Consider the following 25,927-nt stretch of genomic DNA (forward strand, 5'->3'; position numbering starts at 1 on the left):
CCGGCCCCTGCCGGACGGTCGATATGCCAGCAGATCCCGACACGGGGTACGACCCCTCGCTGGGTCGGAAGTTCGTGTTCGTCACGGGCGGTGTGATGTCCGGGCTGGGCAAGGGCATCACGGCCGCCAGCACCGGGCGCCTCCTCGCCAACGCGGGCTTCGACGTCACCGCCGTCAAGGTGGACCCCTACCTCAACGTCGACGCCGGGACGATGAACCCGTACGAGCACGGCGAGGTGTACGTGTTAAAAGACGGCGGCGAGGTCGACCTCGACCTCGGCAACTACGAGCGCTTCCTCGGCACCGACATGACGTTCGACCACAACGTCACCACGGGGAAGACCTACCAGCACGTCATCGAGCGCGAGCGCGCCGGCGACTACCTCGGCAAGACTGTCCAGATCATCCCGCACGTCACCGACGACATCAAGCGGCGCATCCGCGAGGCCGCCGAGGGCTCCGACGTCTGCCTCGTCGAGATCGGCGGGACCGTGGGGGACATCGAGTCGATGCCGTTCCTCGAAGCGCTCCGCCAGTTCGCCCACGAGGAGGACGACGAGGACATCCTCTTCACCCACGTCACGCTCGTACCCTACTCGAAGAACGGCGAGCAGAAGACGAAGCCGACCCAGCACTCCGTGAAGGAGCTGCGCTCGATCGGGCTCCAGCCGGACATCCTCGTCGGGCGCTCCGAGGACCGGCTCGACCCGGAGACGAAAGAAAAGATCGCCTTATTCTGCGACGTGCCCACGGACGCCGTCTTCTCGAACCCCGACGTCGAGGACATCTACCACGTCCCGCTGATGGTCGAAGACGAGGGGTTAGACGAGTACGTGATGGAGCGGCTCGGCCTCGTCGACGAGGCGCTCCCGAAGGAAGAGCGCTCGACGGAGTGGCGCGACCTCGTCACCCGTGACCGCGACGAGGAGATCGACGTGGCGCTCGTCGGCAAGTACGCGCTCGAAGACGCCTACATGTCGATCCACGAGGCGCTGAAACACGCCGGCATCCAGACCGGCACCGAGGTGAACGTGCTGTGGGTCGACGCCGACGAGACGCAGGAGGAGCACGAACAGCGGCTCGCCGAGGCGGACGCCGTCGTCGTTCCCGGCGGGTTCGGCTCCCGCGGCACGGACGGGAAGATCGAGGCGATCCGCTACGCCCGCGAGAACGACGTGCCGTTCCTCGGGCTCTGTTTAGGCTTCCAGATGGCGGTCGTCGAACACGCGCGCAACGTCCTCGGGCTCGACGGGGCCCACTCCGCGGAGATCGACCCCGACACGCCCCACCCCGTCATCGACCTCCTCCCCGACCAGTACGAGACGGAGGACATGGGCGGGACGATGCGGCTCGGCGCCCACGAGACGGACATCGAGCCCGACACCCTCGCGGCCGCGGTGTACGACGCCGACTCCTGTACCGAGCGCCACCGCCACCGCTACGAGGTGAACCCCGAGTACATCGACGCCTTAGAGGCCGACGGGCTCGTCTTCTCCGGGCGCGCCGACAACCGGATGGAGATCCTCGAACGTCCAGACCACCCGTTCTTCTTCGGGACGCAGGCGCACCCCGAGTTCCGGTCGCGCCCGGACCGCGCGAGCCCCCCGTTCGTCTCGCTCGTCGAGGCGGCGCTGGGATCGACGGACACAACCGAGCGGAACGCGGACGTGAGGCTATAGATGGTCGAGACGGAGGAATTCATCGCGGAGGCGAAAGCGGAGATCCGGGAGGCGATCGGCGACGCGAACGCCGTGATCGCCCTGTCGGGCGGGGTCGACTCCTCGGTCGCGGCGACGCTCGCGTACGAGGCGGTCGGCGACCAGCTCACCCCCGTCTACGTCGACACGGGGCTGATGCGGAAGGGGGAGACCGACGAGATTCGAGACACCTTCTCGTTCATGGAGTCGCTGCGGGTGATCGAGGCGCAGGACCGATTCTTCGACCGGCTCGAAGGCGTCACCGACCCCGAGGAGAAGCGCCACGTCATCGGCGAGGGGTTCATCGACGAGTTCGAGACGGTCGCGCGCGACGTCGACGCCGACTTCCTCGTCCAGGGGACGATCTACCCCGACCGCATCGAGTCGGAGGGGAACATCAAGTCGCACCACAACGTCGGCGGCCTCCCCGAAGTCGTCGACTTCGAGGGGATCGTCGAGCCCGTGCGCGACCTCTACAAGGACGAGGTGCGCGAGGTCGCCCGAGCGCTCGGGCTCGAGGAGATCATCTCCGAGCGCATGCCGTTCCCCGGCCCCGGGCTCGCCGTCCGGATCGTCGGCGAGGTGACGCCGGAGAAGGCCGCGGTCGCCCGCGAGGCGACTCACGTCGTCGAGGAGGAACTGGAGGAGTACGACCCGTGGCAGGCGTTCGCCGCGGTCCTCGGCAAGGCGACGGGCGTCAAGGGCGACAACCGCGTCCACGGCTGGGTGGTCGCGGTGCGCTCCGTCGAGAGCCGCGACGGGATGACCGCCCGCGCGCAGGAGCTCGACTGGGGCACGCTCCAGCGGATCCAGAGCCGGATCACCGGCGAGAACGAGAACGTGGCGCGGGTCGTCTACGACGTGACCCACAAACCGCCCGCGACGATCGAGTACGAGTGATGGCGGGAGCTCCCGTCCGCCCCGACGGCGGTCGCGCCGAGGGGGAAATCGCGATCGTCGCCGGCCCCGACGAGCACGGCCTCGGCGAGGAGCTGGCCGCGCTCGGCGTCGAGATCCGCCGGATCGAGGGGCTCGTCACGGCGGCGAAGCTGGAGGACGCCGGCGTCGCCGACGCTGACCTGTTCGTCCTCACCGACGTCGAGGAGGCCACCGGCATCCCGGTCGCGAAGGAACTGAACCCCGACGTCCAGATCGTCACGTACGCGGGCCGGTCGCTGCCGGAGTTCGTCGCGACCGTCGCCGACCTCGCGGTCGACCCCGACCTGCTCGACGCAGCGACGGTCGCCGAGGAGCTGCTGTCCGACGACGACGGCGAGCCGTGAGCGGGGAGGACGACTCGACGGCGGCCGAGGAGGGCGACGGGGACGCGGCCCGAGACGACGCGTCCGACGACGCCCCCGCGACCGTCCCGGTCACCCTCTACACCCGCGATGACTGCTCGCTCTGTGTCGTCGCCCGCGAGACGATCGAGTCGGTCGCCGCCGACCTCGACGGCGTGCGGGTCGACCTCGACGTGATCGACGTCGACACCGACCCCGAACTGGCCGAGGAGTACGGCGAGCGCGTCCCGTACGTGCTGGTCGACGGCCACCCGGCGTTCAAGTACGAGGTCGACGAGCGAGAGTTGCGTCTGAAGCTGTTGGCGGCGACCTGACGCGGTCGCCGTCCCGCCCGCCCGCGATTCGCCCGCACCCCGCCCGCCCGCGATTCGCCCGCACCCCGCCCGCCCGCGATTCGCCCGCGCCCCGCCCACTATCTCCCGCGATCTCTCCTACCGCGACCCGACCCTTTAGGTTCGTGTCCCTCCCTCTGATTAGCATGGCAAAAGGAGGCACACACCTGTTCACCGGCGGTCGAGTCGCGGACGCGGAGGGAACACGGCGGGCGGACGTGGCGGTCGTCGACGGCGAGATCGCCGCGGTCGGCGATCCGGAGACGGTCGCGGACGCGGTCGCCGACGTCCCGGACGAGGACCTCGAACCCGTCGACGCGAGTGACCGCGTCGTCGCGCCCGGGCTGATCGACGCGCACGTCCACGTCATGATGGACGGGCGCCCGGACGTCTCGACCGCGGTGTCCGACAGCGACTACACCGCGAGCTACCGCGCCGCGAGCAACCTCGAAGCCGCCGTCTCGAACGGCGTCACGACCGTCCGCGACCTCGGGAGCCGCGGGACGCTCGCGCTCGACGCGGGCGAGGCGGTCGCCGCCGGCGAGATCGACGGCCCCCGGGTCCTCGCGTGCGGCCGCAACGTGATCATGACCGGCGGCCACGGCAACTGGTTCGGCCGCGAGGCGGACGGCCCCGCGGAGGTGCGGAAGGCGGCCCGCGAGCAGCTGAAGGCCGGCGCGGACGTGCTCAAGTGCATGGCCACCGGCGGCGTCCTCACCGAGGGCGCGGTGACGGGCGCCCCCGAGCTCACGCCCGAGGAGCTGGCCGCGTTCACCGACGCGGCCGCGCCGACCGACACCCCCACGGCAGCCCACGCCCACGGCGAGGTGGGGATTAAGAATGCGGTCGAGGCCGGCATCTCCAGCGTCGAGCACGGGACGTTCATGGACCGCGAGGCCGCCGAGATGATGGCCGAGCGCGGCACCTACTGGGTGCCGACCGCGAGCGCGCTCCGCGGTATCGTCGACAACGGCGTCGAGGCCGGCATCCCCGAGGACGCCGTCGCGAAGGCCGAGGACGCCGCGGACCGCTTCGACGACGCGTGGGACCACGCGCTGGACGCCGGGGTTTCGATCGCGATGGGCACCGACGCGGGCACCCCGTTCAACTTCTTCGCGGACATTCCCCAAGAGATGGCGTACATGGTCGACTACGGGCTCTCCCCCGAGCGGGCGCTGGAGGCCGCCACCGTCAACGCCGCCGACCTGCTCGGGCTCGACGACGTCGGGCGGGTCGCGGAAGGGTACGTGGCGGATCTGGTCCTCCTTGACGCCGACCCGACCGAGGACGTCGCGGCGTGGCAGGACCCCGAGGCGGTGTTCGCGCGCGGCGAGCGCGTGAAATAGGCGAATTCAGTCTGGTGCGGCTCTTATAAACGGCCGAGCCGAGTTGCGGTCGGGCGTTTATAAATAAAACTCGATTCTGCGGTGAGCGCGGCGAAAATCTTAGCTGCTCGTTTATAACTGGTCGCCGGCGCGGTGAACACCTCCAAAGCCCCAGCCGCGAGGCGGGCGTACACTCGTTGCGCTCCTCGGTCGCTCACTGCGTTCGCTCCCTGTGGTGCTTACGTCGTCTACGCCCGCCTCGCGGCTGCCCCTTTGAGTCCTACCCCACCCCGCACCGCACAGCACGGCACCTCACGCCTCCCCAGCCTCGCGGCTCCCTTCGGTCGCCGCGTCCCTCGCGCGTGCGGTTCGCGCCGCGTCGCGGCGCTCACCGGCACGCGCCACCGCACCGCGCGTTCGTTTATAAGTAATCGTCGCCGTCGCGCGGATGTTTAAATGCCGTCTCGCCGTCGTCGACTGCGGGCTCGACCGCGAGGCGATCCGAACGGTCGCTTTTAACCCGAGCCGACGCAAGGGTCGGTCGATGACGAGCGCGCAATCCGGGTCGTCGACCCGGCACGCGGACCCGGACGAGAACCCCTACGTCGAGGACCCCCGACCGACTTCGAGCCGGTCGAGGACCTCTCCGCGGACGCGGCCGCCGAGCAGGCCGAACTGCTCCGGGCGGCCGTCCGCGAGCACGACCACCGGTACTACGTCGCGGCCGACCCCCTGATCTCGGACGAGGCGTACGACCGGCTGTTCGCCCGGCTCGAAGCGCTCGAAGCCGCGTTCGACCTCCCGACGGAGAACTCCCCGACGCGGCAGGTGGGGGGCGAGCCGCTCGACGCGCTGGAAACGGTCGAGCACGTCGCGCCCATGCTCTCGATCGACAACGCGACCGACGCCGACGCGGTCCGCGAGTTCGACGAGCGCGTCCGCGAGGGGCTTGCCGACGCGGCCGAGTCCGGCGAACTCGATGGCTTCGACCCCACCGACCTCGCGTACGTCTGCGAGCCGAAGTTCGACGGCCTCTCGATCGAAGTGGTGTACGAGGACGGCGAGTACGTCCGCGCGGCCACGCGCGGCGACGGCCGCGAGGGCGACGACGTCACCGAGCAGGTCCGGACGATCGGCTCGGTCCCCGGCCGCCTGCGCGGCGACGACCACCCCGACCGGCTCGCCGTTCGCGGCGAGGTGTACATGCCTCGCGACGCCTTCGAGGCGTACAACGACGAGCTGATCGAGCGGGGCGAGGAGCCGTTCGCGAACCCGCGCAACGCCGCGGCCGGGACGCTCCGCCAGCTCGACCCCGCGGTCGTCGCCGAGCGCCCCCTCGACGTCTTCTTCTTCGACGTGCTCGCGTGGGAGGCGGGCGACGAGGGCCCGGAGCGCCCCGCGCGCCACCGCGACGCGCTCGACGCGTTCGCGTCGCTCGGGCTCCGCCGGAACGACCGGGTGGAGATCGTCGACGACGTCGAGGCCGCGATCGAGTACCGCGACGAAATTCTCGCCGCCCGCGACGACCTGAACTACGCCGTCGACGGCGTCGTGATCAAGGTCGACGCCCTCGCGCACCGCGAGGCGCTCGGGAGCACGTCGCGCGCGCCGCGCTGGGCGTTCGCGCACAAGTTCCCGCCGCGGACCGCGACGACGACGGTCGAAGGCGTCACGGTCCAGGTGGGCCGCACCGGGCGGCTCACGCCCGTCGCGGAGCTCGACCCCGTCGACGTCGGCGGCGTCACCGTCTCGCGCGCGACGCTCCACAACCCCGCCGAGATCGAGGCGCTCGGCGTGAACGTCGGCGACCGCGTCCGGATCTACCGCGCCGGCGACGTGATCCCGTACGTCCCGGAGGTCGTCGAGAAGCGCTCCGAGGGAACGTACGAGTTCCCCGAGGAGTGTCCGGTCTGCGGGGCCGAAATCGAGTGTGACGGCCCCCTCGCGTTCTGTACCGGCGGGTTCGGCTGTTCCGCCCAGTTGGAACGGGCGGTCGAACACTGGGCGCGCCGCGACGCGCTCGACGTCGAGGGGCTCGGCCCGGAGCGGGTCGAACAGCTCCGCGAGGCCGGCCTCGTCGAGTCGCTGCCGGATCTCTACGACCTGACCGCCGAGGAGCTGGCCGACCTGGAGGGGTGGGGCGAGACGAGCGCCGAGAACCTGATCGCGGAACTGGACGCGACCCGGAACCCGCCGCTCGACGACTTCCTCGCCGGGCTCGGGATCCCCGACGTGGGCGCGACGACCGCACGGGCGCTCGCCGCGCACTTCGGGACGCTCGACGCCCTCCTCGACGCGGACGAGGAGGCCCTCCGCGAGGTCGACGACGTGGGTCCCGAGGTGGCCGAATCGATCCGGTCGTTCCTCGACACCGAGGAGAACCGCGAGCCGATCGAGGGGCTCCGCGAGCGCGGCGTCGACCCCGAGCCGTTCGAGACCGACGCGGGCGACGGGCCGGCCGACGCGCTCGACGGGCTCACCTTCGTGTTCACCGGGTCGCTGTCCGTCCCGCGGAGCGAGGCGCAGGCGCACGTCGAGGCGCGCGGCGCGAACGCCACGTCGAGCGTCTCCGGCAACACCGACTACCTCGTCGCCGGCGAGAACCCCGGGCGGTCGAAGCGCGACGACGCCGACGCCGAGGACATCCCGGTCGTCGACGAGGACGGGTTCGCCGACCTGCTCGCCGAGCGCGGCGTGGCGTGGCCGCCCGAGGACGACGAGTAGCGGCGGCGCGGCCGCTAGCGGGTTGAGTCGCTGGAAAAACCGCTCGGAAAAACGGGTCGCTCGCCTCAGGCGAGCGGCAGGACCGTCGACAAGATCAGCACGGTGATCAGCCCGGTCACCGAGATGATCGTCGTGAGGGCGGTCCACGTCTGGAGCGTCTCCCGCTTGGTGAGCCCGCCGATCTCGCTGACGAGCCAGAAGCCGGAGTCGTTGAACCACGAGAAGATGTTCCCGCCGGCGCCGATGACCATCACCAGGTACGCCGGGTGGACGGTCAGCTGGCCGGTGAGCGGCGCCATGATCCCCGCGGCGGTCAGCATCGCGGCGGTGGCCGACCCCTGGGCGATGCGGACGATCGCGGCGATGAGCCAGGCCGTGACGAGCAGGCCGATCCCCACTTCCTGGAGCGCGCCGGCCAGGTAGTCACCGATGCCGGAGGCGGCGAGCAGCGCGCCGAACGCCCCGCCGGCCGCCGTGATAGCGGCGATGTTCCCGCCGCTCCTCAGCGCCTCGGTGAGCTCGTCGCTCCACTCGCTCTGCGTCATCGCCTCGTAGCGGTAGAACGTGTACGCGGCCGCGAGCGCCGCGATCGTCAGCGCGACGTTCTTGTTCCCGAGGAAGTCGGTGACCGGCTGGAGCGAGGCGAGCGCGGGAACGACTTCTTGGAACGTGTTAACGGCCGTCGACGACGCGATCAGCACGACGGCCAGCAGGATCGGCGCCAGCGACTCGAGGACGCCCGGGAGCTCGCTGGTCGACCGGTCCGCGACCTCTTGGAGCTCCTCCGTCGAGGTCGCCATCGTGTCGCGCAGCGGGATGTCCAGCCGGCTGTTGATCCAGCGCCCGTAGACGATTCCGGAGACGATCGCGGCCGGGATGGCGACCGCCAGTCCGACGAGGATCGTCGTCCCCAGGTTGCTGCCGACCTGGTCGGCGACCGCGAGCGGGCCGGGCGTGGGCGGGACGAACACGTGCGTCGTCGCGGCACCCGCGCCGACGACGACGATGAATAGCGTGTAGTCACGGCCGACGCGCGCCCGCATGGAGCGCGCGAGCGGCGCCATCAGGTAGAACACGCTGTCGAAGAACACCGGAATCGCCAGCACCGAACTGCTCCCCAGAAGCGCCACGTCGGAGTTGCCCTCGCCGAGGACGTTCTGGAACCCGCGGACGATCCGCTGGGCCGCGCCGCTCTCTAACATCCCCTTGCCGATGACCGCGGCCATGAGGATCGGGATGCCGATCCCCGCCATTCCGTTCCCGAACGCCGTCGCGACTTGACTGCCGGCGTCAGCCGCGGTGAAGTCGGCGACGAAGATCGTGTTCACGACGCCGACCAGGAACGCCGAGATGATCAGCCCGATGAACGCCGGGAGGTCCAGCCACACCAGCAGGGCCACTACGATTATCAGCCCAATTATGAAAGTTAGTAGTGGACTGTGCGCGAACTCGACAGCTGCCTGAAGTGGTATCGGAACCATACCGATCGGTATGTTCGGTATTATCATTTAAATCTTTTTGCGAGGGCAGATCTGTAGGTGTAAGCGCCAAAACGCCAAAAAACAGTTTCTTTCTCGCTGTGTATCGGCTCGTTTTGACCGGCAAAAAGCAGTCAGAGAACTGGGTGATATTCTTTATTACTTTTAACAGAACACTTCTGGTGGCGGAAAACAAGTTTGTTTACCGACATACTCGTCGAGCGGGCGGGCGGCCCGCGCCTCGACCCGCAACCCTTTATGAACTCACGCCGGAACCGGAAGCCATGACCGCCATCGAGCTGCGGGGCGTGACCAAGGAGTTTGCCGAGGTCACGGCCGTTCGCGACCTCGATCTCACCGTCGAAGACGGCGAGGTGTACGGGTTCCTCGGGCCGAACGGCGCGGGTAAGTCCACGACGATCGACATGCTCTTAGACCTCGTCCGCCCGACCGCGGGGACGGTCCGCGTGCTCGGCGCCGACGTCGCGACTGAGGGGGTCGAGATTCGCCGCCGAACGGGCGTACTCCCCGACGGCTTCTCGGTGTACGACCGGCTCTCCGGTCGGAACCACGTCGAGTTCGCAGTCGAGTCGAAGGAGGCCGACGACGACCCGGACGCGCTCCTCGACCGCGTCGGCCTCGCCGACGCGGCCGACCGCTCCGCCGGCGAGTATTCGAAGGGGATGCGCCAGCGGCTCGCCCTCGCGATGGCGCTCGTCGGTGACCCCGACCTGCTGATCCTCGACGAGCCGTCGTCCGGCCTCGACCCGGCCGGCGCCAAGGAGATGCGCGAGATCGTCCGGACAGAGGCCGAGCGCGGCGCCACCGTCTTCTTCTCGTCGCACATCCTCGAACAGGTCGACGCCGTCTGCGACCGCGTCGGCATCCTCCGCGACGGCGAACTGGTCGCCGAGGACTCCGTCGAGGGGCTCCGCGAGGCCGTCGGCGGCGAGGAGACCCTGGAGGTCGCGGCCGCGGGCGCCGACGACGACGCGGTCGCGGCGGTCCGCGCGCTCGACGGCGTCTCCGGCGTCACCCGCGACGGCGACGAACTGGTGGTGGACTGCGCCAGCGACGCGAAGACGGACGTGATCGCCACCTTGGAGGACGCCGGCGTCGCGGTCGCCGACTTCCACACCCGCGAGGCCTCGCTGGAGGACCTCTTCTTGGCGTACACGGAGGCCGACGCGGCTGAGGGTGACGCCGATGCGGTCGCGTCCACGTCGAGCGAGGACGAACCGGCGGAAGGGGAGGTGGACCGATGAGCCTCGCCGCCATCGCCCGGAAGGACTTCCGGGAGACGGTTCAGTCGCGCGGCATGATCGCCCTCGTGGTGCTGTTCTCGCTGCTCGTCTCGGCGTTCGCGTACGCCGTGCGCCCGACCGGCGAGAGCGAGCAGTTCGCCACTGAACTCCTCCTGAGCGCCTTCGTCGGCCGCTTCCTCGTCACGACGCTCGTCCCGCTCGTCGGCGTCGTCGTCGGCTACAACGCGGTGAGCGGCGAGCGCGAGTCCGGCTCGCTGAAGCTGCTCCTGTCGCTGCCGCACTCGCGGGCCGACGTGGTCTTGGGGAAGGTCGCCGGTCGCGGCGCGGCGCTCTCGCTCGCGGTGTTCGCCGGGTTCCTGCTGCCCGCGCTGGTGTTGATCGCTGCGCCGGTCGTGTTCAACGCCGGCGCGTTCCTCGGGTACACCGTGTTCGCGGCCGCGCTCGGCGTCGTGTTCGTCGCCGTCTCCGTGGGCTGCTCGGCCGCGTCCTCCACTCAGCGCCGGGCGCTCATCGGGGGCGTCGCGATATACGTCCTCTTCGTCCTGCTGTGGGGCCCCTCACCGGCCAGCTGGTGGGCGCCGTCGGGCCGGTCGTCGACGCGCTGCCCGTGTCCGCGGCTCAGGTCGACGTGTTCCTCCGGGTCTCGAACCCAACGACCGCCGTGGAGGCGCTGTCGAACGCCTTCCTCGCGGAGCAGCTGTTCACCGGCGACACCGTGAACCAGCAGCTGTCGGCGGCCGCGATGCTCGTGTTCTGGACGCTCGCGCCGCCGCTCGCCGGACTGCTGAAGTTCGACGCGGACGACCTGTAGGCGCCCCCGTCGTAGAGCTTTTCGGGCCGATGCGCGCGGGTCGACGGGCGCAACAATAGCTACAAACGCTCGCACGAATAGCCTGTGCGTATGGAGACTGCCCACGACGTTTTCGTCGGGAACTCGACCTCGCTCTCGGAGTTAGACGACAACGAGGTCGAACTCGTCGTAACCTCCCCGCCGTATCCGATGATCGAGATGTGGGACGACCTCTTCTTCTCGCTGAACGCAGACATCGAAACGTCTCTCGACGAAGGCGACGGTCGGCGGGCCTTCGACCTGATGCACGAGGAGCTCGCCGAGACGTGGGACGAAGTCGAACGGGTCCTCGTTGACGGCGGGATCGCGTGTATCAACGTCGGCGACGCGACTCGGAAGGTGGACGACAGTTTCAGAGTCTACCAGAACCACGCGCGTATCACCGAGCGCTTCGACGAGATGGGGTTTGAACCCCTCCCGGACATCCTCTGGCGGAAACCCGCCAACTCGGCGGCGAAGTTCATGGGGTCGGGGATGATGCCACCGAACGCGTACGCGACCCTCGAACACGAGTACCTGCTCGTCTTCCGTAACGGGAAACAGAGCCGGGAGTTCCCGTCCGGGACCGACGTCCGATACGAGTCGGCGTACTTCTGGGAGGAGCGCAACGAGTGGTTCTCCGACGTCTGGGAAGACGTTCGGGGAACGTCACAGGAGCTAACGGACGCCGACACCGAGCTCAGGGACCGTTCGGCCGCGTACCCGCTGGAAGTCCCGTACAGGCTCATCAACATGTACAGCGTCTACGGAGACACAGTGCTCGACCCGTTCTGGGGGACCGGGACGACCTCGCTGGCGGCGATGATCGCCGCTCGGAACTCCGTCGGGTACGAGCTCCAAGAGAAGTTCACGGAGGTGTTCGACGCGGAGGTCGCCGACGTCGCGGAGCTCGCTCACGCCACGGTGTCGAAACGGGTTCGAGACCACGAGGAGTTCGTCGAGCAGCGCTTGGAAGACGGCAAGGAGTTCAAATACGACGCCGAAAACTACGACTTCCCGGTCACGACGAAACAGGAGAAACCCCTCCAACTCTATACGATCGACGGCGTCGAGCAGACGGAGAGCGGATACGCCGTGACGCACTCCCCGTACAACGAGTCCGAGTCGATCGACGGGGACGCAGACGGTCACGGACAGGCAACCCTTGGGAGTCAGTTCCGGTAACTTCTCCAGGCGTTCCAACCGGCCTCTCCGTACCTGTAGCTCGCGGAATTGCTCGCCCAGGAGATGGGCTCGGGCGGGTTCAAACCTCACTCACTCCGCTCGCCGCCGAGGTGCTCGCGTTGCTCGCACCTCGCACCGCTCGCTCCGTTCCCTGCTTCGAACCCGCCCTCAAACACGCACGTTGCTGTCGCTCGCGAAATTGCTCGCGACAGCAACAGTGGGCTCGGGCGGGTTCGAACCGAAATCGGACGTGCTCGCTCGCTTCGCTCGCTGCGCGCGACCGATAGGGTTCGAACCGCGCCCTCGCAGACATTTCTGTGACTCACTTCGTTCGTCCCAGAAATGGGCTCGGGCGGGTTCGAACCGCCGATCTCAGCCTTGTAAAGGCCGCGTCATAACCAGCTAGACCACGAGCCCTCACCCGTTTGAACCCGCCGAGAGCGGAAAACGATTTCCTTCCGCGACGCGAACCCCGACCGTGAACCGCCGCCTCGTCGGGGTCGCGGCCGCGCTCGCGCTCGTCGGCCTCCTCGGAGCCGCCGTCGCCGCGACGAACCCGGCCCTCCTCATCACCGGCTACGACACGACCACGGTCGAGGCCGTCGACGGCGAGACGGGCGAGACGCTCGCGACCGTCGAAGCACGGGTCGCCGACGGGTTCGTGAAGCAGTACGTCGGCCTCTCCGCGACCGAAGCGCTCGACGACGGGGAGGGGATGCTGTTCGTCCACGGCGAGAGCGCCGAGCGCGCCTACGTGATGCGCGACATGGCGTTCCCCATCGACATCGTCTTCGCGGACGCGAACGGGACGGTCACCCGGATCCACGAGGCGGAACCGGAGTCGCGACCGTTCACGCGCTACGAGGGAACCGGGCGGTACGTCCTCGAAGCCCCGCGAGGGTGGAGCGAGCGCCACGGCGTCGAGCCGGGCGACCGGCTGGTGATCGAGGGCCTCGACGAGGAGTGACCCGCCGACGAAACCGCTTTGGGCCTCGCAGGCGTCGGCCCGACCATGACCGGACTCCCCGGCCGGGTCGCGTGGAACCTCCGCCACCGCTGGCGGCGGGTGTTCGCGCTCTGCGTCGTCGGCGCCGGCGTCGCCGCCCCGCTCCTCACCGGCCTCTGGTGGACCCTCCCGCTCGCGTGGTTCTTCGGCCTCGGCATCCTCCTCCCCGTCCTCCACACCCTGACGAAGCCCGTCCCGGACGACGACCCCGACGAGCGCGAGGACGCGACCGGCGACCCCGCGCTCGACGCCCTCCGCGAGCGGTACGCGCGCGGCGAGATCGACGAGACGGAGTTCGAGCGCAGGCTCGACCGCCTGCTGGAGACCGAAGACGCCGAGACGGTCGCCGACTCGGCCGACGGCGACGTCGCCGACCGCGTCCGCGCGGGGGTCCGACGCGAGATGGAGCGGCTCCGAGAGTGACCGACCCGCGCCTCGCGCCGCGGGCGCGACCGACACCGTTTTGCGGGCCGGCGGCGACGCGGTCGAACGTGTTCGAACCGACCGACAGCCGGCGGACGCGCGGGACCGCCGGGCCGCCGCGGGGCGCGTGAGATGTTCCTCGAGGCGCTCCGCTACCCGTTCGCCGACCGGACGCGGCTGGACGGCACCGCGACGTGTCTCGCGGCGCTGTTGCTCGCCGGCGCGCTGCTCCGGATCGCGGCCGGCCTCTGGCCCGACTGGGCGCTCGTGGCGCCGCTCCTGCTCGCCGTCGGCCCGCTCGCCGCGTTCCTCGGCCTCGTTGGCGGCGTGCTCGCGGGCGAGGGGTTCCCGGCCGTCGCGACGCGCGCGACGGCGCGGCTCGCCGGGCGGCTCTCCGGCGCCGCCGCCGTCTACCTCTCCCCGGCGGTCGTCACCGTCGCCGGCGTCGGCTACGTCGTCGCGGCCGGGCGGGTCCCGAGCGCGCTGAGCGGCGTGGGGCTCGCGACGCTCTCGACCGTCGCGCTGCTCGTCACGGTCGTCTGCGCGTACCTCTTCCCGTCGGCCGCCGCCGTGAGCGTCCGCGAGGGGCTCCGCGCCGGCCTCCGGCGGGAGGCGCTCGCCGGGACCGCCTCCAGCTCGTACTTCCTCGCGTGGGTCGGCGCGACGGTCCTCGTCGTCGTCGCGTGGACCGCGCTCGCGGCGACGGCCACGCGGAGCGTCGCGGCGCTGCTCGCGCTCGCGTGGGGCGCGTACGCGCACGTCGCCGCCGCGGCGCTGCTCGCCGACGGCGTCGACCGGACCAAGTACTGGTGAGTCGGTCCGGGCGAGACGCTTCGAAAAAACCGCGACGACGCGCGGCGCCGGTCAGAGGTCGACCTGGTCCGCCGCGTCCTCCATCGACCGGTTGTGGAGCGCCTCGCCCGTGCTCCGGTCGAAGAGGTGGATCGCGTCCTCCGGGATCCGCGCGGTCACCGTGTCGCCCTCGCTAACCCGGTTGAACCCGTCGATCGTCGCGACGAGCGCCGACGCGGTCTCGGGGTCGGCGTCCGGGTCGAAGTGGAGGTACACCGTGTTCTCGTCGCCCATCGGCTCGACGACGTCGACGGTGGTCTCGAACTCGTGGTCGCCGGCCTCGTCGACGAGCTCGACGGCCTCGGGGCGGATCCCGAGGACGAGGTCGGTCGCGTCGCCGAGGTCCGCCCGGACGTCCTCGCGGATCGGGTAGTCGAAGGCGTCGCCGACGAGGCGGTCGCCCTCCAGCGTCACGTCGAAGAAGTTCATCGACGGCTCGCCGAGGAAGCTCGCGACGAACTGGTTCGACGGCTCGTGGTAACACTCCAGCGGCGTCGCGACCTGCTGGAGCTCGCCGCCGTCGAGGATGGCGATCCGGTCGCCCATCGTCATCGCCTCCGTCTGGTCGTGGGTGACGTACACCGTCGTCACGCCGAGGTCGTTCTGGAGCCGCTGGAGCTCGGTGCGCATCTCCGCGCGGAGCTTCGCGTCGAGGTTCGAGAGCGGCTCGTCCATCAGGAACACCTCGGGGTCGCGCACGATGGCGCGGCCGAGGGCGACGCGCTGCTGTTGGCCGCCGGAGAGGTCGCTCGGCTTCCGGTCGAGCAGGTCCGAGATGCCGAGCATCTCGCCCGTCTCCGAGACCATCCGGTTGATCTCGTCGTCCGGGAGGTCCGTCGACTCCTCGAGCCCGAACGACATGTTCTGTCGGACGCTCATGTGCGGGTAGAGCGCGTACGACTGGAACACCATCGCGATGTCTCGGTCCTGCGATTTCACGTCGTTGACGACGCGGTCGTCGATGCTGAGCGTGCCGGCGGTGATCGTCTCCAAGCCCGCGACCATCCGGAGCGTCGTGGACTTCCCGCAGCCGGACGGACCGACGACGACGAGGAACTCGCCGTCGTCGATCGACATCGAGACGTCGTCGACCGCGACGATCTCCTCGTCTCCGTCCTGGAACGTCTTCGTTATCGAGTCGAGTTCAAGCGTTGCCATGTCTTTGTGTTGTGGTCGGTGTCGTGTGGTCGTTCGCGCGCCGCGCCGTCTCGCAGTCCGGCCGCCGCCGTCCCGGGCGACGGCCGCCGCCGGCCGATGTCGGCGTCCGGGTCACGCCGCCACCCCCTCGGCGAACTCCTCGCCGAAGAAGATGTACACCGCCAGCGTCGGCAGCGCCGCGAAGAACGCCCCGGCCATCCGGAGCGCGAAGTCCTGCCCCTCCAGCGAGGTCCCGAGGCCCGCGAGGATCAACACGACGGGCGCCGCGGGGCTCGACTCCGTCGAGACGAGCACCAGCGTGAACAGGAGGTCGTTCCAGATCTGGGTGAACTGATAGATGAGGACGACCGCGAACATCGGTCCCGACAGCGGGAGGACGATCCGGCGGTACACCCGGCGGAGCGTCGCCCCGTCGAGGCGGGCCGACTCGATCATCTCGTCGCTCATCGTCTTGTAGTACGTCCGGAACAGGAGCGTACAGATCGGGATCCCGTAGGCGACGTGGGTGATCACCAGCTCGACGATGCCGGCGTAGTCGTTCGAGACGCCGAGCGCCCAGACGAACGACAACACCTGATCGAGCTGGGCCCACTGCGACCAGAACTGGGTCAGCGGCACCAGCACGGCCTGATACGGGATGAAGATCCCGGCGATGATCAACATTAGCACCACCGCCTTGTACGACTTCTTCCAGGTCGGGATCGTCAGCCCGTACGCCGTGACGCTCCCGACGACCGCCGAGATGACCGTCGCGGGCACGGCGTACAGCAGGCTGTTCCCCATCCCGCGAAGCAGCGCGTCGATCGCCGTCTGCCACTTCTCGAAGGTGAATCCGGACGGTCCCGGCGGGGCGAACGGCGCCGTCTCGATGATCGCGGTTCCGGTCTTGAACGACGTCACCAGCCCGGACTCGATCGGAACGAGGTAGAACACCGCCGCGAAGATCAGGACGACGTACAGGCCGGCGTCCTCGGCCGTCATCCGGTCGAGGTTTCGGCGCATCCGGGCTATCGTCGTCGCGCCGCCGTCGGTTCGAGGTTCTGTGTCGCTCATAGGTTATCCCTCCGGTACTCGTAGACGAGGTACGGGCCGATGACGCCGAGCGCCATCGCGAACAGGACGATCGCGATCGCCGACCCGTACGCCCAGTTGAGGTTCGCGTACGCCTCGCGCACCATCTTCGTCGCGAGGATGTCGGCGCCGTTCGGCGGTCGGTACCCCCCCACGAGCGAGTAGAGGAAGTCGAACGCCTTCATGCCGAACACCATCAGCACGACGGCCGCGCTGATGGTCGCGCCCTTCAGCTGGGGAATGATCACGCGCCAGTACATCTTCAGTGTCGACGCGCCGTCGACCTTGGCGGCCTCGTAGTGCTCCCGCGGAATCGCGCGCAGGCCGGCGAGGTACACGACCATCGCGTACCCCGAGAACTGCCACATCAACGCGAAGATGATCGCGTAGAGGACGATGTCCTGATTGCCGAGCCAGCTCACCGGCCCGAGGCCGAACGTCCCGATGACGCTGTTGGCGATCCCGTTGTTGTAGTTGTATATCCACAGCCAGAACTGGGCGGTGACCACGAACGAGAGGCTCATCGGCAGGAGGTAGATCGTCCGGAACGAGTTCTCGAACCGGATCCCCCTGTCGATCAGGATCGCCAAGAGGAGGCCCACGACGAGCGTTCCCGCCGTGAACAGGACCAGAAGGATGAGCGTGTTGACCGCGGCGTCGATGAACCCGGAGTCCGCGAGCGCCCGGGTGTACATCTCGAAGTCGAGGTCCGAGTAGTCCGGGGCGTTCTCGAAGCGCTCGTAGTCGGTCAGCGAGATGAGGAGGTTCCAGATGACCGCACCGTAGACGAACAGGCCCATCAGCAGGAACGGCGGGAGCCAGAACACCGACGACTCCATGAAGTCGCTCCCGAACCGCCGGTCCAGGGCCGCCTTGAGGCGCGTCGTCGCGTCCCGGTCCGGCTCCGTCGGCTGGTCGGCGGCGGGGCCGTCGCTCACGACGCCCCCGTCGGCGCGGACCTCGTCCGCGTCGTCCCCCGAGGAGGGCCTGATCGTTCGGTGCAATCGACGATAAAAATCGAGCATCTGATCGTGCTCAGTTCGACACCGCGTCCAGGAAGCCCGTCGTCGCCGCGTCGACGTTGTACGGGCCGGTGAACTCCGAGGAGATGACCTCGTTGAGCGCCGTCATCGTCTCGGAGGGGACGCCGAGCCCGTGCTGGAGGTTCGGCGGCCGGTACTCCGCGTTGGCGAAGTCCTCGGCCGTCTCCTGGAGGTACGGACCGAACTCCTCCATGCTCACGTCGGTGCGGGTCGGGATCGAGCCCTTGTACTGGTTGAAGGCGATCTGCGCTTCGGGGCTGCCGACGAACGCCTCCCAGGTCTTCGAGGCCTCGGGCGTCGGGTTGTTCGCCGGGTAGATGAACGAGTCGAAGTGGAGCGTGTACATCCCCTCCGTGCCGGGGAACGTCTTGAAGCCCCAGTCGTCCTCGTACTCGAAGTCCTCGGCGTTCCGGAAGGCGCCCGCCGCCCAGTTACCCTGGTGGATGAAGGCGGCGTCGCCGTTGATGATGTTCGTGTTCGACGAGGTCAGGTTGAGCGAGGCCGCGTCGTCGCTGATGTAGTTCTCCAGCATCTCCGCGGTCGTCTCGAACGCGGTGCGAACGGCCTCCTCGTCGCCGTCGCCGGCGAGGAAGTCCATGTACGGCTGGTAGCCGTTCTCGCCGAGCATCACGGCGCCCCACAGCTGGGTCGTGGTCCAGGTGCCGGACATCGCGTGGGTCATCGGAACCGCGTCCGTCTCGCTGGCGACCGTGTCGAAGGCGTCGATGAGCGCCGAGGGACTGTTCAGCGAGTCGACGTCGATCCCGGCGTCCTCGACGACGGAGACGTTGTAGAACAGGCAGTTCAGTCGGTGAGAGCCGAGCGGGACGGCGCGGTAGCTACCGCCCTGCTGGTGGAGTTCGACGGCCTCGTCGACCATCGCGTCCTCGAAGCCGTTCTCCTCCCAGACGTCGTCGACGCTGCCGAGGACGCCCTCGTAGCGCTGGAGGTTCGGACCGGGCCACCCGGCGAACGACCCCGGCGGGTCGTCGCTCTGGAGGCGGTTCGCGACCACGGCGTCGAGGTTCTGGTTGCCGCCGCCGCCGATGGCGTTCATGTTGAGGCCGGTGTCGGGATGCGCCTCGTTGAACGCCTCCTCTAACGCTTCGGCCGCCGCGGCGCCGTCGCCGCCGGTCCAGCCGTGTAGCGCTTCGACCGGATCTCCGCTGCCGCCGTCGCCGCCGTCGCCGCCGTCGCTGCCGTCTCCGCCGTCGCCACCGTCGCCACCGCCGGAACAGCCGGCGATCCCCACGGTTGCGAGGCTCCCGGCGCCGGCCACGTAGTGGCGACGGGTGAGTCCGCTCTCCGAATCGGCACTGTTGTCACGTGACATGTGTCCACAGCTTTGACTGGCCCATACTTAACGATTGATGTTCATTTACTCAAAATACTATTAAAAACTCACGGCGGAGGAACGAGTCGAAAAACGTCTCTAACCTATTTTGCGGAAGTAATCCCGGGTATCGGACTGTCGTCGACGCACCACTTCTGAACGACTCGAAGGGGGGCGATCGTAACGAAATCACCCGTCGACGGAGCCGGTTCGAGACGTGCGTTTCCCTCCGGTACCGAGGCGGGCTCGCCGTCTCGGCGCGCCGACCGACCGATTCTTGAGCGCCCGGACCGGACCCACACGGCATGGACGGACCGCTGTGGATAGACACGCACGCGCCCGACCTCGACGAGATCCGGCAGGACGAGGCCCGCGACCGGCTGCGCCGGGCCGTCGACGAGCCGATGAACCTCGTCGTCCAGGGGCCGCCGGGCGTCGGAAAGACCGCGGCGGCGCGGGCGCTCGCCGACGCGTCGCACGCCGACCCGGACGCCGACCTGATCGAGATCAACGTCGCCGACTTCTTCGGCCGGACGAAAAAGGATATCCGGACCGACCCGCGGTTCGAGGGGTTCCTCGCCGGCCGGAGTTCGATGGCGAAACGCGACATGATCAACCGCGTGTTGAAGGAGTCCGCGTCGTACGCGCCGATGTCCGGCGAGTACAAGACGATCCTCTTGGACAACGCGGAGGCGATCCGCGAGGACTTCCAGCAGGCGCTGCGCCGCGTGATGGAGAAGCACCACCGGACCACCCAGTTCGTGATCGCGACCCGCCAGCCCTCGAAGCTCATCGCGCCGATCCGGTCGCGCTGCTTCCCGGTCCGCGTGCGCTCCCCGACCACCGACGAGACGATCGACGTCCTCGAAACGATCTGCGACCGCGAGGGCGTCGACTACGACGGCGACGGGCTGGAGTTCGTCGCCAGCGCGGCCGGCGGCGACCTCCGCGAGGCGATCCTCTCGGCGCAGGCGACCGCGGTCGAGGGCGGCGAGGTCACCATGTCGACCGCCTACGAGACGCTGGGCGAGGTGGGCGACGACGACGCGCTCCGCGAGGCGCTCGCCGACGCCCGGAGCGGCGACCTGAAGGACGCCCGCTCGACGCTCGACGACCTCCTCGACGAGGGGTACGACGGGGGGGAGCTGCTCCGCGAGACGCTCCGGGTCGCCCGCGCCGGCTCCGAGTACGGCGGCGACGACCTCGCGCGGCTCCACGCGCTCGCGGGCGAGGCCGACCTCGACATGTCCGACGGGCTCGACGACACGACCCACCTCGTCCACCTGCTCGCGGCGTGGGCGGCGGGCCGAACCGAGCTCTCGCCCGAGCTGCGGGACGCGGAGGTGGCGCCGTGAGCCGCGCGCCGCCGCTCTCGCGGCTCCTCCCGTTCCCGGTGGTCGACGCCGCGTGGGACCTCGCGCTCGTCCCGGCGCTCGCGGGCGCCGTCGCGCTGCCGTTCGTCCCGCCGGTCGGCGCCGCGCTCGTCGCGCTCGCGGTCGGGGTCCTCTGGTTCCACCGCGACCCCGAGCGCGACCCGCCGACGGGCGAGGAGGCGGTCGTCTCTCCGGCCGACGGCACCGTCTCCGTGGTCCGCGAGGAGGGCTCGCGGCTCCGCGTGGGGGTGTTCATGAACGTCACCGACGTCCACGTCAACCGCGCGCCGCTCGCGGGCGAGGTCCGCGAGGTCCGCCACCGCCCCGGCGCGAACCGCCCGGCGTTCGACAAGGAGTCGGACCGCAACGAGCAGGTGGCGATCGACTGCGGCGAGTACGAGCTGCTCGTCATCGCGGGCTGGTTCGCCCGGCGGATCCACCCGTCGGTCGAGGCCGGCGACCGCGTCGAGCGCGGCGACCGCGTCGGCCACGTCTCGTTCGGCTCCCGCGCCGACGTGGTGTTGCCCGCGGCCGTGAGCCGCGAGGACCTGCTGGTCGCCGAGGGGGACAGCGTGCGCGCGGGCGAGACGATCATCGCGGAGCGGCCGGACGCGGCCGACCCCGCGGCGTGACCGTCGGACGCCGAACAACCGGGCTGGCACGCGAGACGCCCGTGTTCGGGCGTACACTTTTGTTTCGCGGCGGTGACGCTTCTCGCGCATGTCCGACGACACCATCCACGAGTCGAGGCGGTCGCGGAGCCGACAGGGGTTAGCCACGTACCTTCGGCGGATCGCCCGAGCGCTCGGACGGGGGGAGCCGGTGCCGGTCGACGAGGGGGGAACGGTGACGGTAGAGCCCGCCGCGACCGGCGACGTCGAGGTCGAGCTGGAGCGCGCGGACGGGACCGTCCACTTCGAGGTCGAGATGGAGTGGCCCGACGAGGCGGCCGCGGTCGACGAGGACGCGAGCGCGAGCAAGGCGACGTTCGAGCTGTACGCCGACAGCGCGGACGAGTACCGCTGGCGGCTCCGCCACGACAACGGCAACATCGTCGCCGACGGCGGCGAGGGGTACGCCGACAAGCGCGACGCCCGCTCGGGGATCGAGAGCGTCCAGCGGAACGCGCCGGGCGCGCACGTCGTCGACGTCTCGCGCGACGAGGAGCCGCCCGAGGAGGGAGGCAGCGACGCGACCTTCGAGCTGTTCCGCGACAACGCGGACGAGTACCGCTGGCGGCTCCGCCACGAGAACGGGAACATCATCTCCGACAGCGGGCAGGGGTACGCCTCCAAGCAGAAGGCGAAACAGGGGCTCGAGAGCGTCAAGTCGAACGCGCCGGGCGCGGCCGTCGAGGAGCCCGAGGAGTAGTCCTCGGTCCTGTCGCGGGCCGACGGCGGTCCGCCCGTCCGCGGCCTCCGCCCCCGCGACCCGACCGCGTCCCCCGCCACCGCGACGCGACCGCCCGCGGACCGCACCGCTTATTCGCCGGCCCTCACTACCTCGGGCCGACATGGACGCGCTCGACGCCAAGTACCCGTTCTTCGCGAGCGCCCGCGAGGCGGTCGCCGAGGCCGCGGTGTCGCTGCCGGAGCTCGTCGCGGCCGACGCGCCGGCCGTCGAGCGCGCCCGCGAGCGCGTCGAACGCGCCCTCCTTGAGGGGACCGTCGCCGCCGAGAGCGGCGATTTCCCCGGCGAGTCGGCGTCCGACACGCAGGCGGAGCTGCTCTCGTACCCCATCGCGCGGATCCTCGTCTCCCTGCTCGACTCCCAGCCCGCCATCGAGAAGTACGCGGCCGCGGAGGCGGCGACCGCCATGGAGCGGGTCCGCCGCGACTTGGAGACCGACGACGAGCTGCGGTCGGTGTCGTCCGCGACGGTCGGGCTCGACGATCTGCTCGCGGAGTTCGACCTCGCAGACGCCGTGCGCCCGGACGCGACCGCGCCGGCCGGCGTCCGCGGCGGCACGGGAGGCGGGACGACGAGCGGCGGAGCCGGGGGCGGCGCGACCGGAGGAGGTCCGACCGGGAGCGGCGCCGGCCGGGACCCCGACGGCTACCGGATCGACGTCGGCCCGTACCTCCGGCTCACCTCCCCCGAGTGGGGCGACTCGTGGCGGCTCGTCAACCGCGCGCTCGCCGACGGCGCGGTGCGGGTCTCCCGCGAGGAGCTGCTCGCGGCGCTGGAGGCCGCCGTCGAGGCCCGGGTCGCCGAGGGGCTCCCCTTCGAACTAGGCGCCGACGAGGAGATCGCCGCGGCGCTGGAGTCCCGGGTCGCCGACCTCCGGCGGCTGCTCTCCGAGCGGACGTACGCCGAGCCGCCGGACGTCGTCGCTCCCGCGCTGTTCCCGCCGTGTATGACGAACCTGATCGAGAAGGCGGAGCGCGACGCCGCCCTCTCCGCGGCCGAGTCGTTCGCGCTGATGGCGTTCCTCGTCGGCATCGGCATGACGCCCGACGAGGTCGTCGCGTTCTGCGCGGACACGAGCCTCGACGCCGAGGGGATCCGCTACCAGACCGAGTACCTGACCGACGACCGGGGTACCCAGTACCCGCCGCCGACCTGCGAGACGCTCGCGAACTACGGGATCTGCCACAACGAGGACGACCACATGCAGGTGGCGGCCGACCCCCTCTCGTACTACGAGAAGCAGGTGGCCGCCGCCGACGACGTGACCGACTGGCGGGACGGACGCGAGGCTGACGGGTCGGAGGAGGACTGAGGGAACGGAGGAGGACTGAGAAGGCGGAGGAAGACTGACAGAGCAGACGAAGCGTGAACGCCGCGCGCCGAACGCGGAAGACAATTTAAGAGAGCGGCGACGGCCCGGGCGGACTACGACTCGTCTTTCGCGCGCATCAGGTACGTCCCGACCCCGGCCATCAGCAGGACGAATCCGGCCAACAGCGCGATGAGCGCGATCGCTCCCGCCTCCGGAAGGACCGTCGACCCGCCGAAGGTGACCCCGATGGCGATCAGCCCGACGATGAACACCGCGGCCGCCGCCAGCGAGACCGCGATCTGCCGACGGAGCTCCGCGTCGATTTCCATGAGTGCGGCTTCCCGTCGCCGCTAAAAAAGGACTTCGATGGGCGTCCCGCCCGCGGGGCGCTCACGTCGCGAGGTGCGTGATGTCCCGCCGCAGGGTGTACCCTCGCGGCACGCCGACGATCTTCAGACACTCCTCGCACAGCACCCGCTCGTAGTCGCGGTTGGTCTCCTTCTCCAACAGGGAGACGTCCGCGAGCGGGAACACGGACCCGCACCGGTCGCACTCCGCCTTGTCGCCGTCGACGATCTTCATCGACTCTCCGTTCCCGAGATCGGTATATAAAATCGCGGACGACGTTATCACTCCGGATACTGGCGCGTCGCGAAAAATCGGTGATCGGTCGACGCGGTCGGCGTCGGGGAGTCGCGCGCCGGCTCAGCCGAAGAGCTCGCCGAGCCCTTCGCCGCCGTCGCCCTCTTCCTCGTCGTCGTCGGCCGCCTCGTCGGCGGCCTCGGCCTCGTCGTCGTCATCGTCGTCGTCGTCCGCCTCGTCGGCGGACGCGTCGGCGTCCGCAGAGCCACCGGTGGACGCGCCGGCGGCCGGGGCCGCGGCGGCCGTCTCGATGGCCTCCTCGATGTCGACGTCCTCCAGCGCGGCGACGAGCGCCTTGACGCGGGACTCCTCGACGTCGACGCCGGCGGCTTCGAGCACGCCGGTGACGTTGTCTTCGTTGATCTCTTCGCCAGTCTCGTTCAGGATGAGCGCAGCGTAAACGTATTCCATTGGTGTGTACCTCGTGTTATCCGAACATCGCGCCGAGTCCCTCGCCGCCGTCGTCGCCGTCGTCGTCGGCGTCGTCGTCGGTGTCGGTCTCCTCGGCGTCTTCCGTGTTGTCGTCCGCCTGTTCCTCCTCCTCGTCGGCGTCGTCGGCCGCCGGCTCCGGTGCCGGCGCGGCCTCGACGCCCTGGAGCTCCTCGGGGAGCGCCTCCTCGTCGTCGATCTGGGCTGCGAGCGCGCGCAGCTGGGCGTCGGCCTTCCCGATCAGGTCGGGCACGACGTCCGGGCTCTCGATCTCCGCGAACAGGCCGACGGACTTCGCCTCGCCGGACGCCTTCGCGAGAAGGGTGCCGGCGGTGGCGGCCGTCGGGTACGCGGCGTTGACAGAGAGGTTACGCGCGGCGGCCGCGGCGGACCGAATGTCCGCCTCGTACTCGTCGACGTCGAGTTCGAGCTCGTCGGGCTCGAAGAGGACGCCCTCGGAGTAGACGGCGCGCAGGTCGAGGCCGACCTCCTTGGGCTCGATACCGAGCTCGACGAGGACGTTCGCGAGGTCGTCGTCGACGACCTCGCCCTCCGTCAGCACGGTCGAGTCCTCGGTCACCTTGATCGAGCCGTCCATGATGCGGGCGGACGCGCCCACGGTCTGGAGCTCGCCGACGAACGGCCCCGGGTCGACGCCGGTGTCGCCCTCGGGGATCACGATGTCGTTGGGGGCCACCTCGCCCGCGTTGATCGGGGCGGGGGTCTTCGAGGCTTCGAGTTGCTTGAAGAGGCCGAACGGGTTGTCGTTGGTGCCGACGAGCGCCACTTGGCCGCTGACGTACTCCGTCAGCTGCTCGACGCCGTCGTCGACCTCCTCGAGCGCCCGGTTCGTGAGCGTGTTGCGGCTCATGCGGACGGCCGCCGAGCCGTGGAGCTCCCGGCGCATGGCCTGGAGCTGCCGGCTCGGGATGCCGGCCACGCCGACGATCCCGACGGACTGGTAGGAGTCGATGAAGTCGACGAGCTCGTCGACCTCCTCCCGTTTCCACTCCGGGATCGTCTCGGTCTTGCGGGCCGAGCTCATACGGGCACCTCCTTCGCGGGACCCATCGTGGTCTTCACGTAGATCCCGTCGATGTTGAGCGGGCCCTTCTCGAGGTCTGCTTCGAGTCGCCGGATGATGACGTCGATGTTGTCCGAGATCGCGTCGGCGCCCATGTCCTCGGCGCCGACGCGGGTGTGGAACGTGCGCCGGTCGCGCGACCGGAGCTGCACCGTGTTCTTCATCCGGTTGACGGTCTCGACGATGTCGTCGTCCGGCTGTAGTGGGGTAGGCATCTTCCCGCGCGGACCGAGGACGGTACCGAGGTACCGACCGATGTCCTGCATCAGGTTGGCCTCGGCGACGAAGAAGTCGGTGTCGTCGGCGAGGTCCTTAGCGCGGTCGTCGTCGTCTCCGAGGTCTTCGAGGTCGTCGCTGTCGAGCACTTCGTCAGCGACCTCCTCTGCGCGGACGGCGGTTTCGCCCTCCGCGAAGACGACGATCTGTGTCTCCTGCCCCGTTCCAGCCGGCAGCACGACGGACTCGTCGATACGGTTCGACGGATCGTTGAGGTCGAGGTCTCGCAGGTTGATCGCGATGTCCACGGTCTCGCGGAAGTTCCGCTCGGGCGCATCGTCGAGTGCGAGGGTTACGGCCTCTTGTATTGTGTCTGCCATTTTCACCTCCGTAGTACGCAGGTCGCTCCTACGGGTCAGTGAAACAGGCGAAGCCTGTC

The 25,927-nt window shown here is 69.6% G+C and carries 24 protein-coding genes, 1 tRNA gene and 2 pseudogenes; 16 read left to right on the top strand and 11 right to left on the bottom strand.

Going from position 1 to position 25,927, the window contains the following annotated elements; all coding sequences use genetic code 11:
* The first annotated feature begins 23 nt into the window (after positions 1–23).
* The 6 genes and pseudogenes from pyrG (at position 24) to ligA (ending at position 7,379) form a co-directional block, all read left to right on the top strand.
* Entirely contained in the window at positions 24–1,679 is a 1,656-nt protein-coding gene (gene pyrG, locus J7656_RS02345) for a CTP synthase (protein WP_211553957.1), read from the top strand.
* Positions 1,680–2,597, top strand: coding sequence for a glutamine-hydrolyzing GMP synthase (gene guaA, locus J7656_RS02350; RefSeq protein WP_017343703.1), 918 nt, complete (start codon positions 1,680–1,682; stop codon positions 2,595–2,597).
* The gene (locus J7656_RS02355) at positions 2,597–2,980 is read left to right on the top strand and encodes a DUF7126 family protein (protein ID WP_017343704.1); all 384 of its coding nucleotides are present in this window, start codon (positions 2,597–2,599) and stop codon (positions 2,978–2,980) included. The genes guaA and J7656_RS02355 overlap by 1 nt, the downstream gene beginning before the upstream one ends.
* Positions 2,977–3,312: a glutaredoxin family protein gene (locus J7656_RS02360; protein WP_017343705.1), complete on the top strand. Its 336-nt coding sequence runs from the start codon at positions 2,977–2,979 to the stop codon at positions 3,310–3,312. The genes J7656_RS02355 and J7656_RS02360 overlap by 4 nt, the downstream gene beginning before the upstream one ends.
* 164 nt (positions 3,313–3,476) lie before the next feature.
* Entirely contained in the window at positions 3,477–4,676 is a 1,200-nt protein-coding gene (locus J7656_RS02365) for a metal-dependent hydrolase family protein (RefSeq protein ID WP_211553959.1), read from the top strand.
* Positions 4,677–5,199: 523 nt separating this feature from the next.
* Positions 5,200–7,379: pseudogene (gene ligA, locus J7656_RS02370) on the top strand (NAD-dependent DNA ligase LigA).
* A gap of 65 nt (positions 7,380–7,444) precedes the next feature.
* On the opposite strand, the gene J7656_RS02375 reads toward ligA, so the two are convergent.
* Positions 7,445–8,860 carry a GntP family permease gene (locus tag J7656_RS02375; RefSeq protein WP_211553960.1) on the bottom strand — a complete coding sequence of 472 codons (1,416 nt, stop codon included), beginning with the start codon at positions 8,858–8,860 and terminating at the stop codon, positions 7,445–7,447.
* Positions 8,861–9,141: 281 nt separating this feature from the next.
* On the opposite strand from J7656_RS02375, the gene J7656_RS02380 reads away from it, so the two are divergent.
* From J7656_RS02380 to J7656_RS02390, 3 genes and pseudogenes are all read left to right on the top strand, one after another.
* A complete protein-coding gene (locus tag J7656_RS02380; RefSeq protein ID WP_211553961.1) occupies positions 9,142–10,122 on the top strand; it encodes an ABC transporter ATP-binding protein in 981 nt (326 codons plus the stop codon).
* Positions 10,119–10,933, top strand: a pseudogene (locus tag J7656_RS02385) (ABC transporter permease). Before J7656_RS02380 ends, J7656_RS02385 begins: the two are co-directional and overlap by 4 nt.
* Before the next feature lie 90 nt (positions 10,934–11,023).
* Positions 11,024–12,136 carry a DNA-methyltransferase gene (locus tag J7656_RS02390; RefSeq protein WP_211553962.1) on the top strand — a complete coding sequence of 371 codons (1,113 nt, stop codon included), beginning with the start codon at positions 11,024–11,026 and terminating at the stop codon, positions 12,134–12,136.
* A 343-nt stretch (positions 12,137–12,479) separates the two neighbouring features.
* Here J7656_RS02390 and J7656_RS02395 read toward each other — a convergent pair.
* Positions 12,480–12,553: transfer RNA gene (locus J7656_RS02395), tRNA-Val, on the bottom strand.
* Positions 12,554–12,614: 61 nt separating this feature from the next.
* On the opposite strand from J7656_RS02395, the gene J7656_RS02400 reads away from it, so the two are divergent.
* The 3 genes from J7656_RS02400 to J7656_RS02410 all read left to right on the top strand — a co-directional run bounded on the left by J7656_RS02400 (position 12,615) and on the right by J7656_RS02410 (position 14,378).
* Positions 12,615–13,103 carry a DUF192 domain-containing protein gene (locus tag J7656_RS02400; protein ID WP_211553963.1) on the top strand — a complete coding sequence of 163 codons (489 nt, stop codon included), beginning with the start codon at positions 12,615–12,617 and terminating at the stop codon, positions 13,101–13,103.
* Positions 13,104–13,148: 45 nt separating this feature from the next.
* Positions 13,149–13,565: an SHOCT domain-containing protein gene (locus J7656_RS02405; RefSeq protein WP_211553964.1), complete on the top strand. Its 417-nt coding sequence runs from the start codon at positions 13,149–13,151 to the stop codon at positions 13,563–13,565.
* Positions 13,566–13,697: 132 nt separating this feature from the next.
* Positions 13,698–14,378, top strand: coding sequence for a hypothetical protein (locus J7656_RS02410; RefSeq protein WP_211553966.1), 681 nt, complete (start codon positions 13,698–13,700; stop codon positions 14,376–14,378).
* 51 nt (positions 14,379–14,429) lie between these two features.
* Here J7656_RS02410 and J7656_RS02415 read toward each other — a convergent pair whose 3' ends face one another.
* The 4 genes from J7656_RS02415 to J7656_RS02430 form a co-directional block, all read right to left on the bottom strand.
* A complete protein-coding gene (locus J7656_RS02415; RefSeq protein ID WP_211553968.1) occupies positions 14,430–15,575 on the bottom strand; it encodes an ABC transporter ATP-binding protein in 1,146 nt (381 codons plus the stop codon).
* A gap of 111 nt (positions 15,576–15,686) precedes the next feature.
* Complete coding sequence (locus tag J7656_RS02420; protein WP_211553970.1) at positions 15,687–16,628, bottom strand: carbohydrate ABC transporter permease; 942 nt, start codon at positions 16,626–16,628, stop codon at positions 15,687–15,689.
* A complete protein-coding gene (locus J7656_RS02425) occupies positions 16,625–17,650 on the bottom strand; it encodes a carbohydrate ABC transporter permease (protein ID WP_425490619.1) in 1,026 nt (341 codons plus the stop codon). Before J7656_RS02425 ends, J7656_RS02420 begins: the two co-directional genes overlap by 4 nt.
* A 31-nt stretch (positions 17,651–17,681) precedes the next feature.
* Complete coding sequence (locus tag J7656_RS02430; protein WP_425490624.1) at positions 17,682–18,941, bottom strand: ABC transporter substrate-binding protein; 1,260 nt, start codon at positions 18,939–18,941, stop codon at positions 17,682–17,684.
* Between the two features lie 386 nt (positions 18,942–19,327).
* On the opposite strand from J7656_RS02430, the gene J7656_RS02435 reads away from it, so the two are divergent.
* From J7656_RS02435 to J7656_RS02450, 4 genes are all read left to right on the top strand, one after another.
* Complete coding sequence (locus tag J7656_RS02435; protein ID WP_211553973.1) at positions 19,328–20,377, top strand: AAA family ATPase; 1,050 nt, start codon at positions 19,328–19,330, stop codon at positions 20,375–20,377.
* A complete protein-coding gene (locus tag J7656_RS02440; protein ID WP_017343719.1) occupies positions 20,374–21,027 on the top strand; it encodes a protein sorting system archaetidylserine decarboxylase in 654 nt (217 codons plus the stop codon). The genes J7656_RS02435 and J7656_RS02440 overlap by 4 nt, the downstream gene beginning before the upstream one ends.
* Before the next feature lie 88 nt (positions 21,028–21,115).
* Positions 21,116–21,766: an HVO_2922 family protein gene (locus tag J7656_RS02445; RefSeq protein WP_211553974.1), complete on the top strand. Its 651-nt coding sequence runs from the start codon at positions 21,116–21,118 to the stop codon at positions 21,764–21,766.
* A 142-nt stretch (positions 21,767–21,908) separates the two neighbouring features.
* Positions 21,909–23,117 carry a DNA primase gene (locus tag J7656_RS02450; protein WP_211553976.1) on the top strand — a complete coding sequence of 403 codons (1,209 nt, stop codon included), beginning with the start codon at positions 21,909–21,911 and terminating at the stop codon, positions 23,115–23,117.
* 113 nt (positions 23,118–23,230) lie between these two features.
* On the opposite strand, the gene J7656_RS02455 is transcribed toward J7656_RS02450, so the two are convergent.
* The 5 genes from J7656_RS02455 to J7656_RS02475 form a co-directional block, all read right to left on the bottom strand.
* The gene (locus J7656_RS02455) at positions 23,231–23,446 is read right to left on the bottom strand and encodes a DUF7472 family protein (RefSeq protein ID WP_017343722.1); all 216 of its coding nucleotides are present in this window, start codon (positions 23,444–23,446) and stop codon (positions 23,231–23,233) included.
* A 61-nt stretch (positions 23,447–23,507) separates the two neighbouring features.
* Entirely contained in the window at positions 23,508–23,699 is a 192-nt protein-coding gene (locus tag J7656_RS02460; protein ID WP_017343723.1) for a hypothetical protein, read from the bottom strand.
* A gap of 123 nt (positions 23,700–23,822) precedes the next feature.
* Positions 23,823–24,170 carry a 50S ribosomal protein P1 gene (gene rpl12p / locus J7656_RS02465; protein ID WP_017343724.1) on the bottom strand — a complete coding sequence of 116 codons (348 nt, stop codon included), beginning with the start codon at positions 24,168–24,170 and terminating at the stop codon, positions 23,823–23,825.
* Positions 24,171–24,186: 16 nt separating this feature from the next.
* Positions 24,187–25,233, bottom strand: a complete 1,047-nt coding sequence (locus J7656_RS02470; RefSeq protein ID WP_211553978.1) for a 50S ribosomal protein L10 — start codon at positions 25,231–25,233, stop codon at positions 24,187–24,189.
* A complete protein-coding gene (locus J7656_RS02475; protein WP_017343726.1) occupies positions 25,230–25,868 on the bottom strand; it encodes a 50S ribosomal protein L1 in 639 nt (212 codons plus the stop codon). The genes J7656_RS02470 and J7656_RS02475 overlap by 4 nt, the downstream gene beginning before the upstream one ends.
* Between the last annotated feature and the right edge of the window lie 59 nt (positions 25,869–25,927).

Origin of the sequence: Halorubrum ruber (assembly GCF_018228765.1) — an archaeon.
Taxonomy (GTDB): domain Archaea; phylum Halobacteriota; class Halobacteria; order Halobacteriales; family Haloferacaceae; genus Halorubrum; species Halorubrum ruber.